Genomic DNA, 12,174 nt, shown 5'->3' with positions numbered 1-12,174 from the left:
TTTCTGCGTGGCAACGTCGCGAAGACGTCAGTGCATCATGTGCACGTTCATGTTGTGCATGACCCACAGGGTACCGACCACGATGATGCCGATCACCACCACGGTGAAGGCCGCAGCGTTGACGTTCCAGCGGCTCTCCGAAGAGCGGTCCAGGTGCAGGAAGAACACCAGGTGGACCAGCATCTGCAGCACCGCGGTGATGGCGATCACCACACCGTTGACGGTGCGCGAGAAATCACCCGACATCACCATGTAGAACGGGATGACGGTCAGCACCACCGCCAGCACGAAGCCGATCAGGTACGACTTCACGGTGCCGTGGCTTTCGCCGCCGGCGGCGTGGTCGTGCGCATGGTTGTCATGTGCCATTACAGCGCTCCATTGAGGTAGACGACGGAGAACACGCCGATCCAGATCAGGTCCAGGAAGTGCCAGAACAGGCTCAGGCACGCCATGCGGGTCTTGTTGGTCGGGGTCAGGCCGTACTTCTTCAGCTGCACGAACATCACCAGCAGCCACAGCAGGCCGGCGCTGACGTGCAGGCCGTGGGTACCGACCAGGGCGAAGAACGCCGACAGGAAGGCACTGCGGTCCGGACCGTAGCCCTGATGGATCAGGTGCTGGAATTCATAGACTTCCATGCACATGAAGCCAAAGCCCAGCAGCCAGGTGATGCCCAGCCACAGGAACATCTGGCCGACCTGCTTGCGGTGCATGGAGATCATGCCCAGGCCGAAAGTCAGCGACGAGGTCAGCAGCAGCGCGGTTTCCCACGCCACGAACGGCAGCTCGAACAGGTCCTTCGCGCCGGGGCCGCCATCAGTGCCACCGGCCAGCACCACGTAGGTGGCAAACAGCGAGGCGAAGATGAGGCAGTCGCTCATCAGGTACACCCAGAAACCGAAGACGGTGTTGCCGCCGGTGTCGTGGTGCTCGTGGTCGTCATGGCCATGGGCCGCCGCGTGTGCGGCGTGCCCGTGGCTCAGGGTCGAGGTATTGGTGCTCATGCCTTCAGCTCCGACTTCACCAGGCCCTGGGCTTCCAGGTGCTTGCGGTGTTCGTTCTCGATGCGTTCCACCTCGGCAGCCGGGACCCAGTAGTCCACGTCCTGGTCGAAGGTGCGGTAGATGAACGTGGCGATCATGCCGACGAAGCCGATGATGGCCAGCCACCAGATGTGCCAGATCATCGCAAAGCCGAACACCAGGCTGAAGGCGCCGATGACAACGCCGGTGCCGGTGTTGCGCGGCATGTGGATGTCGGTGTACTTGGCCGGCTTCGGCCAGGCTTCACCACGCTGCTTGCGCTCCCAGAAATCGTCCAGCTCGGTGACGTCCGGCAGGGTGCCGAAGTTGTAGAAGGCCGGCGGCGAAGAGGTTTCCCACTCCAGCGTACGGGCATCCCACGGGTCGCCGGTCAGGTCGGCAGTCTTCTTGCGGTCGCGGATCGACACGGCCACCTGGATGATCTGGCACAGGATGCCGGCACCCACGATGAAGGCGCCCACAGCGGCCACCAGCAGGAACGGCTCGTAGGCCGGGTTGACGGTGCTCTGCAGACGACGGGTCATGCCCATGAAGCCCAGCACGTACATCGGCATGAAGGTCACATAGAAGCCGATGAACCAGCACCAGAACGCGCACTTGCCCCAGAACTCGTTGAGGCGGAAGCCGAACATCTTCGGCCACCAGTAGGTGATGCCGGCGAACATGCCGAACACCACGCCGCCGATGATGACGTTGTGGAAGTGGGCGATCAGGAACAGGCTGTTGTGCAGCACGAAGTCGATGGCCGGGATCGCCAGCATCACGCCGGTCATGCCGCCGATGGTGAAGGTGACCATGAAGCCGATGGTCCACAGCACGGGCGTGGTGAACTGCACGCGACCGCGGAACATGGTGAACAGCCAGTTGAAGATCTTCACACCGGTGGGGATGGAGATGATCATCGTCGTGATGCCGAAGAAGGCATTGACGTTGGCACCCGAGCCCATGGTGAAGAAGTGGTGCAGCCACACGATGAACGACAGCACGCCGATGCAGGCGGTGGCGTAGACCATGCCCTTGTAGCCGAACAGGGCCTTGCGCGAGAAGGTCGCGATGACCTCGGAGAACACGCCGAAGGCCGGCAGCACCAGGATATAGACTTCCGGGTGGCCCCAGATCCAGATCAGGTTGATGTACAGCATGGCGTTGCCGCCACCGTCATTGGTGAAGAAGTGCGTGCCCAGGTAACGGTCCAGGGTCAGCAGCACCAGGGTGATGGTCAGCACCGGGAAGGCGGCGACGATCAGCACGTTGGTCACCAGAGCGGTCCAGGTGAAGACCGGCATCTGCATGAGCTTCATGCTCGGGGTGCGCATCTTGAGGATGGTGATGAAGAAGTTGATACCACTCAACGTGGTACCCAGACCCGCCACCTGTAGTCCCCATATGTAGTAGTCCATACCTACATTGTTGCTGTACTCGATGCCCGACAGTGGCGGGAACGCCAGCCAGCCGGTAGCGGCGAATTCACCGATCCACAGCGACAGCATGATCAGCACCGCACCGGACACGAACAGCCAGAAGCTGAGCGAGTTCACGAACGGGAACGCGACGTCGCGCGCACCGATCTGCAGCGGCACGGCCAGGTTCATCAGGCCGGTGATCAGCGGCATCGCCACGAAGAAGATCATGATCACGCCGTGGGCGGTGAAGATCTGGTCGTAGTGGTGCGGCGGCAGGTAACCCTCGGACCCGCCGACGGCGATGGCCTGCTGGGTACGCATCATGATCGCGTCGGAGAAACCGCGCAGCAGCATGACGAAGGCGACGATGATGTACATCACGCCGATCTTCTTGTGATCCACCGAGGTGAACCACTCCTTCCACAGATAGCCCCACAGCTTGAACTTGGTGATCAGGGCCATCACGCCCAGGCCACCCAGCACCGCACCGACCAGGGTGGTCAGCACGATTGGATCGTGGGGGATCGACTCAAGAGAGAGTTTTCCCAACATGTTCATTCTCCCGAACCCATGTGGCCTTCATGGCCAGCGTGTTCGTGTTCTTCGGTGGCATCCAGGTTCTTCCCGGATTCCTTGGCATCATGCGCGTCGCTCGGGGCGTGCCCCTCGTGCGCTTCATGGCTGGACGCATCGGCAGCAGCCGCACCCGCATGGGAATGCTTCATGCCGTAGTGCTTGTTGTCGCCCATGTGCTTGGCGATGACCCAGTCGAACAGGTTGTCTTCAACCTTGCCGAAGTAGGTGACCGGGTACCACTCGGAATTCTTCGCTTCACCCAGCGCCTTGAACGAGGCCTTGTCCAGGCTCTGCTCGCCGGCACGGACCTGGTCCAGCCACTGGCGGTACTGCGCATCGGTGACCGAGTAGGCAGTGAAATGCATCTTGGCGAAGCCTGCACCGCTGTAGTGCGAGGACATGCCCGGGAATTCACCCAGCTCGTTGGCGATCAGGTGGAGCTTGGTCTCCATCGCCGCCATCGAATAGATCATGCTGCCCAGGTGCGGGATGAAGAACGCATTCATCACCGTATCGGAGGTGATCTCGAAGTTCAGCGGGGTGTTGACCGGGAACTTGATCTCGTTGACGACCGCGACCTTCTCTTCCGGATAGATGAACAGCCACTTCCAGTCCAGCGAGATCGCCTGGATGGTGACCGGCTTGACGTCCGATTCCAGGGGCTTGTACGGATCCAGCGCGTGCGAGGACCGCCAGGTCAGCACCGCCAGGACCAGCACGATCATGCAGGGGATCGACCACACCACCACCTCGATCGCCGTCGAGTGGGACCACTTCGGCTCATAGCGGGCCTTGGTGTTGGAGGCGCGATACTTCCACGCGAAGGTCAGGGTCATGATGATGACCGGGATGACGACCAGCAGCATGAGCACGGTGGCCGTGATCAGCAGTGTCTTTTCATCCTGGCCGATCTGGCCCTTCGGACTGAGGATGGCCACGGCATCGCAGCCGGTGAGCATCACCAGCAATGCGAGCAGCAGGCCCGGGCGCAACCAGCGCCCAAGGGTTTTCAACGGAATCATCGGTCGATCCAATTGCGAGGGAATGCCGTTCCCCGTCCTGCCCGCACCGGCCAAAGCCGGGCCCACCCGTCCAGAAGACAGGCAGGTGAGGTGGGGTCGAGTCAGCCTTTCAATTTTAGGCCGTCACCCACCATTTAAGAAAGGCATTGACAATGATCAGGCGCAGGAAAGGCCCGGATCTGGATGCGACACGTTGTCGCACCGCGCCATTGCGGCCGGCAGAACGCGCGAGGACGGCAGCGCAGCATCGGCCGCGAGGCCGACGAGGCCCCTCGTTCGGCACAGTCGACTGAACAGGTTCAGCTATGCCCTGCCCCGATGTCGAGCGCGGTCTGCGGTGTTGTCGCGATCGACGCGGGCTGGCGGCGAATGCGGGGGCTGCGCCGCAGAAGCGCTGCATGACGCATCCAGCTGCCCGGCGCGCTGCGCGCCCCGGGAAACGCCTTGAAGGGCGGGCATTTCGGGGCAATCGCGCGCATGCCAAAATAAGCGGGAAGCGTAGGACATCACTGACCGCACCTGCTCCACAAGTGGCAGCAGCGGCGGGGATGTGCACACCATGGCATGCCACTGAAAACGAGTGGCCGGGTCGGCAAACCCGATTACTGCTGGTTGTTTACGCTTGTCAGCCGGCGCCACCTCTGCGTGGCGCCGGCTGGCAATCCGTTCGCGTTCCATGGCGGGCGGTGCGTGGGGGTGCGTGCTTGCATGCGCCCGCCGGGTTCCAGCAGTAACCGGTTTTTGCCGCCACGCATCGTCCGCCACCTCTCCCGGTGGCGCTGCTGTCTGTCCTGCACGGAGCACTGCCATGCACGCATCGGAATATCTTGAACTGAATGCCCGCCATGACCCGGCCAATGCCGAGAGCCTGGGCGAGCCTGGAGTGGACCCCACCGCCTTCGTCTCCACGCTGCGCAGCATCCAGACCGGCGCCGCCGCCGATGGGCGCCCGTGGCCGGAAACCTACCTGCGGCCAGGGCGCCGCATGGAGCTGGCCGACGCCGACTGCGCGCTGGCCGGCCTGACGGTGGTGCAGGAAATGCTGTTGGCGGCCGAACGCACCCGGCAGAACGGCCCTTCCCACGAATACGTGGGCGAGCGCGCGATGGAAGGCATGATGATGGCCTGCCTGGCCCTTACCGCACAGGTCACCGCCTGCCTGCATGTGCGCAGCTAGTGCGCGGCCGGCTCGGCAGGCGGGCGCTGGCGTGGGCGGCCTTGTTGATGGTCCTGGCACTGGGCCCGTTAGTCGCGCACAGCTATCGGTCGGAAGCGCGCATCACCGTCACGACCTATCGGGAGTTTTCCGATCTGGAGTTTCTGCAGCTGCAGGAGGATCTGCGCGTACGGTTGCAGCGGGAAAGCGTGGCGGGGATGCCGGAATTCAACATGGTCAGCGCGGCGACGCACTTCGAGATCCACCAGGATGGCACGCCCGTCATTCTGGTGGACAACTCGGCAGGCCGTTTGTTGGTGATCGCGTTCGGGCAATAGCGCGGCTTGGTTCTGGGAGCGCCTCCGGTCAAGCTGCGTGGGCCGGATCATTCCAAGGTCTGCGGTGTTCCCGCGCTGCCCGCCATGGGGTGTCACTACTGAAACGGCAGGTCAGCGGTCGTGCCGTCCAAACAATAAAGCCCCGACCAAGGCCGGGGCATTCATGCAACGGGTGACGGAAACGGGAGTCGAACCTACGAGCAGCTGCTTATGACTCCAGATCAACGACTCCTCAGTCACTGGATGCGCAAGTTTGATCAGCGATAGAGCCGACGAAATCGATGATCTCTTCGATCTCGACGCCTCGTTGATTAGGCTCATCGTCGGTTCCCAAGCCGGTCTCCGAGAACTCTTGCAGCAATATGTCGATCAGCAACTCGCGGTCGTGCTCGGCAAGGTGTTCGACGCCGCCTTCAGGCAACTGAAAGCTGCGCTTCGCTGCGATTTCGACCAACAGCGAATGCAGACGGGAGGAGAAAGGCAGCGTCATTTCACTTCACCTTAGGGTCTATCAACCCATTGGGTATTCATAGCACAGGAATGGCCGGCTGCGGTTTCCAGGTCAGGAACGGCGCCAGGACCTAAGCGCCTGAGAGCCGCTGAGGCGAGTGGGTCGCGCGGCTCGAAAATCCTGGGCTGCCAGCCATGGGCTGGCACTACTGGAGGACCACGCATTCCGCCGGGCATGGCCCGGCGCTACCAGAGCACAAAAAAAGCCCCGACCAAGGCCGGGGCTTTTGCTGAAACTGGTGCCGGAAATAGGAATCGAACCTACGACCTACGCATTACGAATGCGCCGCTCTACCAACTGAGCTATTCCGGCGAAGCAGGCAATTTTACGGTCGCCCTGCCCCTGCGGTCAATCCGGTCGTGACGATTGCCGTCAAACGTCCACCCGCCCGGGCTCTCAACCCGCCGCCACCCGGTTGCCGCACTCCCGCCCCGCCGCGAAATCGGCCAGGTTGCCCAGCGTGATCGCCGAGATCTCCTGCAGCGCCTCCACGGTGAAGAAGCCCTGGTGGCCGGTCACCAGCACGTTGGGGAAGGTCATCAGGCGCTGGAAGGCCTCATCGTCGATGATCTCGCCGGACAGGTCCTGGAAGAACAGCGCGCTTTCCTGCTCGTAGACGTCGATGGCCAGGTGGCCCAGCCGGCGCGACTTCAGCGCGCGGATCACCGCATGGGTATCGACCAGGCCGCCACGCGAGGTGTTGACCAGCATCGCGCCGGGCTTCATCCGCGCCAGCGAGACGTCGTCGATCAGGTGCTGGGTATCCGGGGTCAACGGGCAATGCAGCGAGACGATGTCCGAGCGCGAGAGCAGCTCGTCCAGTTCAACCATTGCGCCGATCCCGGCGAACGCCGGCGAGGGATACGGATCGTGTCCCAGCACGGTGCAGCCCATGCCGCGGAAGATGCGCGCGGTGGCCAACCCGATCTTGCCAGTACCGACGATGCCCACGGTCTTGCCATGCAGGGTGCGGCCGAGCAGGCCATCCAGCATGAAGTTGCCCTCACGCACGCGGTTGTAGGCGCGATGGGTGTGCCGGTTGAGGGTCATCACCAGCGCCAGTGCGTGCTCGGCCACCGCTTCCGGCGAGTAGGCGGGCACGCGGGCGACGAACAGGCCGAGCGCGTGCGCGCTGGCCAGGTCCACATTGTTGAAGCCGGCACAGCGCAGCAGCACCGCGCGTACGCCCAGTGCATGCAGGGCCTGCAGCACCGGTGCATCGAGCCTGTCGTTGACGAACACGCAGACGGCGGCGCAGTCCTGTGCCAGCGCGGCGGTGTGCACGTCCAGCGCCGCGTCGAAATACACGAACTGGAAATCCTGCCCTGCCCCTCGTGCTGGTTGGCTTCCTCGAGAAAGCGGCGGTCGTAGGGACGGGCACTGAAAACGGCGATCTGCATGGCAAGGCCTGCGCGGAAATCCGCCACGACCATAGCGCACCTGCCCCCGATGGGGATGGCACCGGCGGCGCGACGGCCGCCGGTGCCGGTACTGCCTTAGAACGTATAGCCCAGGCCCAGCATCACGCCGTTCTGCAGCTGGCCGTCGCGGCGCTCGCCCACGTAGTCGACCATCACCGACAGGCGATCGGTGGCGCGGCTGGTCACGCCCAGGTTCCAGGCCAGCACCTGCTCGCCCACGGTCTGGCTGCTGGCACCGAACACCAGGTCCGGCGCAGCGGCGAAGCCGGTGCTGTAACGGGCCTGGGTGTCGCCCAGTTCCTTCTGCCAGACAACGCGCGCGCGCGGGGTGATGCGCTCGCCGTTGTTGCCTTCGAAGGTCTTGAACACCTGCAGGCCCGCACCAACGCGGATGCTTTCCAGGCTGTCACCACGACCCACCAGCGCGCCGGCACCCTGCCCTTCATTGAAACGGGTGGCCGAGGTGCGAGCGTAATCGACCACCGGCAGCAGCGGTTGGATCACCACGCCCTTGGCGGTGGTGAACGAGAAGCCGTGCTCCAGCCGGGCCGAGATCGCATCGTTGTTGTACTTGGCACGCAACGGACCCTGCAGGCCATCGATGCCGTCGATGCTGCGGCGGGTGTCGTGGCGCAGGTCGGTATAGCGCACCGAGGCCGACAGGTAACCCCGCGAGTAAGTGGCATCCAGGTAGCCGCCCACATCCAGCGCGCGCACGTCGCCGGTGAACCCGGAACCATCGCGGCCCTTGGTCGACATGTCCGCGGCGGCAACGCTGACGCCCAGCGTCACCCGGTCATCGGCCAGCTGCGTATCGGCACCGAGCACGATGCCGCCGACGGTATGGCTCAGGCCGGCCACGCCGCCCTCGCCATCGATGCGGCCATGGCTGCCGAAGCCCCGGCCCCAGAGGCCATGGCTGCGCGGCGCTTCGCCGCCGTAACTCGTGCCGCCAGCGCCTGCCGCCGGCTCCACCAGATGCATCGCCAACTGGTTGAACAGGCTGCCATTGGCCATGCCCGGCTGTGCCGACGCCGCCTGCGCGGCCTGTGCCGCCAAGCCACCGGCATCTCCGCTGCCGCTGCGCCGTGCGGCCTGGTGCTGCTGCACCACGCTGCCGATGCTGCCGACCAGCGCGTTGTCGGCCAGGCGCAGGCTGGCGTGGCCATCACCACGCAGTGCACCGGCCTGCTGGGCGATCACATCGCGGTCCGCGAACTGCAGCGCCGCCAGCAGCGGCTTCAGTCCGGCATCCTGGCGCTGGCCGGCAGTGGCCAGCGCGCGACCGAGCCCATCGTTGCCATTGTTGCCGGTGAGCTGCGCGAGCTGGTCGAAGCCGGGGTTGGCGGTCAGCGACAGGCCCTCGGCGGTCTGGTTGATGTTGAAGCTCAGCAGCGAATTGTGGCGCGGCCGGAACACCTCGCCGTCGGTGATGCTGGCCGTATAGCCGGTGTCACCCAGGCGCACCGCATCGGTGAAACCACCCTGGTAGATCGGGCCGCTGACCAGCTCACGCTGGTAGTTGCCGGCGTAGAAGCCCTGCGCCACGTTCAGTTCAAGGTGGGCGCCCGGCGAGATGACCAGCGCACCCTCGTTGGCGCCGCTGTCGTAGAAGTCACCCACGCGCAGACGGCCACTGTTGGCGCCGCCTGCCTCGGTGACGTCGAACAGCACCTTGCCGCCCGGCATGATGTTGACGTAGCCGTGGGTGACCAGATCACCACCACGCGGCATCAGGGTGCCGTACACGCGCAGGCGGTTGAAGCCATCCTCGCGGTACGACGGGCCGGTGGCATCGAGCAGTGCGTCCGAGTCGGTGGCAACCGAGGCGATGTCGCCGTGACCGACCACCATGCCGGCCGCCAGCACGCGCAGCTCCGGCGTGCGCAGGGCACCGCCTTCCAGGGCGATGGTGCCGTTCTCCACCAGCATGAAATCGGCGCCGGTGGTTGCGGCGGTGCGCCAGGTGCCGCCCTTGGCGACGCGGATCACGCCAGCCGAATTGCCCAGCGTGGAGGCGTCCAGCTCCGACAGGCGCAGGCTTGCCAGCAGGTCGGCCTGGATGCCCGGATCGCTGAGGAAGTCCTGTACCGAGAAGGTGCCGATGCCGTTGGGACCGCGTGCAGCCGCGTTGTAGATGGAGACGGCCTGGTTGATGTACGTGGTGGCGAAGTCGGTATCGTTCCAGCGCGCGAAGTCGTCATCGACGAACGCCTGCAGCTGGCGCGCAGTGCGCAGGTAGCCCGGATTGATGTCGCCGCTGACATTGCCGGTGACCGTCAGGGTGTCGCCCGGATCGCGGTAACCGGCGGCGGTGATGATGTTGTTGCTGTAGATGTCCTGGCCGGGGAAGGTTTCCAGGCTGCGGCCACTGCCATCGGGATCGAAGCTGACCGAAGCGCCGGTGGTCCGGGCCGGGTCGCGGAACACCAGCAGGCCGTTGGGCTGCACCACCTCGTACATGGCCTTGTGCAGCAGGCCGGCATCCATGCCGCCGCCGTAGTTGCCGGTGTAGATCTCGGTCATCCGCGGCGACGGCGTGTAGATCACCTTGCCACCGCTGCTGGCGGCGTGGATCTGCACCGAGTCGACCAGCGGCAGGTCACCGGCCAGGTAACGCTCGACGCCACCGGACTGCATGATCGAGCACGACGAAATGCAATGACCGGACACGATGGTGTTCAGGCCGTTGGTGCGGATCACGCCCTGCAGCCACTCACCGGCAATCAGCGCGCCACCGTTGGAGGTGCGCAGCACGACTTCGCGGATCGGGCGGCCTTCTGCCTGCGCTTTGGCCAGCAGCGCCGGCAGCGCGACGACGTCGGCGACGGTGACACCGCCACTCAGCACGACGCGATCGCCCTGCACGTGATAATTCATTGCCATGACGTCATCCATCTGGCCCAGGGTCGCGATACCCACCAGGCCTGCCAGGGCGATGCTCAACTTCGAATGCTTCATTGCGTTCTCTCTCTCCGCCCGCACCACGCGGGTCGACAGCAGAACGCAGCAGCGGGCTCGATGCCCCCAGTCGACGGCGAGAAAAAACATGAATGCATTCACAATGGAAATGCAGGCGAAATGTGGGCTTCCCCATCCGGTCACCGTCGCGTAAAACTCGGTGACGCGTCCGTCATCGTCGTCCGAGGCCCTCCCCTGTCCGCGCCCTCCCCTTTGCTCCGTCCTGCGCCGGAACTGCCCGGGGTTCCGGATGCCTTCATCGCATTCGTGCGCGAGGAACGCGCGCCGCTGTGCGCTTTCCTGCGCGCCCGCGGTGTCGGCCCCGAGGATGCCGAGGACATCGCCCAGGACTGCATGGAGCGCTTGATCCGCTACCGCGCGCACGGCACCGGCGAGCTGCGGCTGCTGCTGTACCGCATCGCCCGCAACCGCCTGGCAGACCGCGGGCGCTCGCCACAATCGCGCAACCACCTGTCGCTCACCGAACGCGACGGCAACGAAGAAGCCGCCAGTGCTTCTCCTGATCCGCTGCGTCAGGCAGAATCCGGGCAGATGCTCGCCCTGCTGCGCCAGGCACTGTTCAAGCTGCCCGAACGTGCCCGCGAGGTGTATCTGCTCAACCGCATCACCGGGATGAGCTATACACAGATCGCCCGGCATTGCGGCATCACCGCCAAGACCGTGGAAAAACACATTGGCCGTGCATTGCAGGGCCTGCGCAAGGAGCTGGGCCCCGATCCTCTCCACAATGATGGAGATGCCGGATGATCCGCAACGACAACAGGGATGACACGTTGCTTTTTGAACACGCAAGCGCCTGGGTAGCCCGGCTGGACGCCCCCGACTGCAGCGCCGAGGAACGGCAGTCCTTCGAGGACTGGTTGGCCGAGGATCCGGCACATGTCAGCGCGTGGGTACAGGCCGAGAAGCTGCACCAGCGCAGCGCCGGCCTGGCCAGCGACCCGTGGCTGCGCACCGCCGCCGCGCGTGCGGCACGCCGGCCGCAGCGGCGTTGGCTGCCCGGTGTCGCCGCCGCTGCAGGCGTGTGCCTGGCCGTTGGCCTGGGCTGGATGCTGTACACCGATGGCAATCCCACACCGCTGACCTACGCCAACGCCAGCCTGCTGCCGCAGCAGCGCACCCTGGCCGATGGCAGCATCGCCACGCTCGACGCCGGCACCACGCTCACCGCACGCTTTGGCTGGCGCAAGCGCGAACTGGCGCTGGAACACGGCCGCATCCAGCTGCAGGTCGAACCGTCATCGCGCTCGCTGCGGGTGCAGGCCGGCGGCAGTTCGATCCGCGACATCGGCACCACCTTCCAGGTTGAACGCCTGGCTGACGGCCGGGTCGAGGTCGCGCTGCTGGAAGGCGTGGTGGAAGTCACCAGTGGCAGCGCGCAGCACACGCTCTCACCGGGCCAGCAGCTGCAGGTCCTTGCCTCCGGCAAGATCCAACCGGGCCCGCAGCTGTCCTCGACCGCCGCCGCCGAGGCCTGGCCACAGGGCCGGCTGGTGTTCGACGGCACGCCCCTGTCCACCGTGGTCGAACGCATGAACCGCTATGGCACCACGCCACTGGTGGTCGCCGACCCGGACATCGCCGACCTCGCGGTCAGCGGCACCTTCCGCGCAGGCGATGCGCATGAACTGCTTTCCGCCCTGGAACTGGGGTGGTCCATTGCTGGCCAGCCGCGCTCGGATGGCGCGCTGGAACTGCGCCGCACCTACTGAGGCGGCG

At 65.0% G+C, this 12,174-nt stretch carries 10 protein-coding genes, 1 tRNA gene and 1 pseudogene; 4 read left to right on the top strand and 8 right to left on the bottom strand.

The features are described from left to right. Positions 1-27: 27 nt before the first annotated feature. The 4 genes from cyoD to cyoA are packed head-to-tail and all read right to left on the bottom strand — an operon-like array spanning position 28 to position 4,047. Positions 28-369 carry a cytochrome o ubiquinol oxidase subunit IV gene (gene cyoD, locus D0Y85_RS05910; RefSeq protein WP_025873831.1) on the bottom strand — a complete coding sequence of 114 codons (342 nt, stop codon included), beginning with the start codon at positions 367-369 and terminating at the stop codon, positions 28-30. Further along, positions 369-1,007, bottom strand: a complete 639-nt coding sequence (gene cyoC / locus D0Y85_RS05905) for a cytochrome o ubiquinol oxidase subunit III (protein ID WP_025873832.1) — start codon at positions 1,005-1,007, stop codon at positions 369-371. The genes cyoD and cyoC overlap by 1 nt, the downstream gene beginning before the upstream one ends. Continuing rightward, a complete protein-coding gene (cyoB, locus tag D0Y85_RS05900) occupies positions 1,004-3,001 on the bottom strand; it encodes a cytochrome o ubiquinol oxidase subunit I (RefSeq protein WP_093817877.1) in 1,998 nt (665 codons plus the stop codon). The genes cyoC and cyoB overlap by 4 nt, the downstream gene beginning before the upstream one ends. 2 nt (positions 3,002-3,003) lie before the next feature. Then, positions 3,004-4,047: a ubiquinol oxidase subunit II gene (gene cyoA, locus D0Y85_RS05895; protein WP_080149400.1), complete on the bottom strand. Its 1,044-nt coding sequence runs from the start codon at positions 4,045-4,047 to the stop codon at positions 3,004-3,006. Between the two features lie 808 nt (positions 4,048-4,855). Here cyoA and D0Y85_RS05890 point away from each other — a divergent pair. Both D0Y85_RS05890 and D0Y85_RS05885 read left to right on the top strand, forming a co-directional pair. Further along, complete coding sequence (locus tag D0Y85_RS05890) at positions 4,856-5,224, top strand: hypothetical protein (protein WP_117309818.1); 369 nt, start codon at positions 4,856-4,858, stop codon at positions 5,222-5,224. A gap of 47 nt (positions 5,225-5,271) precedes the next feature. Then, positions 5,272-5,541: a hypothetical protein gene (locus D0Y85_RS05885; RefSeq protein WP_205420740.1), complete on the top strand. Its 270-nt coding sequence runs from the start codon at positions 5,272-5,274 to the stop codon at positions 5,539-5,541. A gap of 232 nt (positions 5,542-5,773) precedes the next feature. On the opposite strand, the gene D0Y85_RS05880 is transcribed toward D0Y85_RS05885, so the two are convergent. The 4 genes and pseudogenes from D0Y85_RS05880 to D0Y85_RS05865 all read right to left on the bottom strand — a co-directional run bounded on the left by D0Y85_RS05880 (position 5,774) and on the right by D0Y85_RS05865 (position 10,434). Further along, on the bottom strand, positions 5,774-6,031 hold the full coding sequence (locus tag D0Y85_RS05880) for a hypothetical protein (protein WP_117309816.1): 258 nt from the start codon (positions 6,029-6,031) through the stop codon (positions 5,774-5,776). A gap of 257 nt (positions 6,032-6,288) precedes the next feature. Beyond that, a tRNA-Thr gene (locus D0Y85_RS05875) sits at positions 6,289-6,364 on the bottom strand. Positions 6,365-6,448: 84 nt separating this feature from the next. Next, positions 6,449-7,452, bottom strand: a pseudogene (locus tag D0Y85_RS05870) (2-hydroxyacid dehydrogenase). 96 nt (positions 7,453-7,548) lie between these two features. Next, positions 7,549-10,434 carry an autotransporter outer membrane beta-barrel domain-containing protein gene (locus tag D0Y85_RS05865; protein ID WP_117309815.1) on the bottom strand — a complete coding sequence of 962 codons (2,886 nt, stop codon included), beginning with the start codon at positions 10,432-10,434 and terminating at the stop codon, positions 7,549-7,551. Positions 10,435-10,701: 267 nt separating this feature from the next. On the opposite strand from D0Y85_RS05865, the gene D0Y85_RS05860 reads away from it, so the two are divergent. Together D0Y85_RS05860 and D0Y85_RS05855 are read left to right on the top strand one after the other, a co-directional pair. After that, positions 10,702-11,202 (top strand): sigma-70 family RNA polymerase sigma factor, encoded by a 501-nt coding sequence (locus tag D0Y85_RS05860; RefSeq protein WP_117311860.1) that lies wholly within the window; start codon positions 10,702-10,704, stop codon positions 11,200-11,202. Further along, entirely contained in the window at positions 11,199-12,167 is a 969-nt protein-coding gene (locus D0Y85_RS05855; protein ID WP_117309814.1) for a FecR domain-containing protein, read from the top strand. Before D0Y85_RS05860 ends, D0Y85_RS05855 begins: the two co-directional genes overlap by 4 nt. The last annotated feature ends 7 nt before the right edge of the window (positions 12,168-12,174 follow it).

Origin of the sequence: Stenotrophomonas sp. G4, from assembly GCF_003428825.1 — a bacterium.
Taxonomy (GTDB): domain Bacteria; phylum Pseudomonadota; class Gammaproteobacteria; order Xanthomonadales; family Xanthomonadaceae; genus Stenotrophomonas; species Stenotrophomonas indicatrix.
Note: the sequence above shows the minus strand (reverse complement) of the source record. Positions and strands in the feature narration are given on the sequence as shown.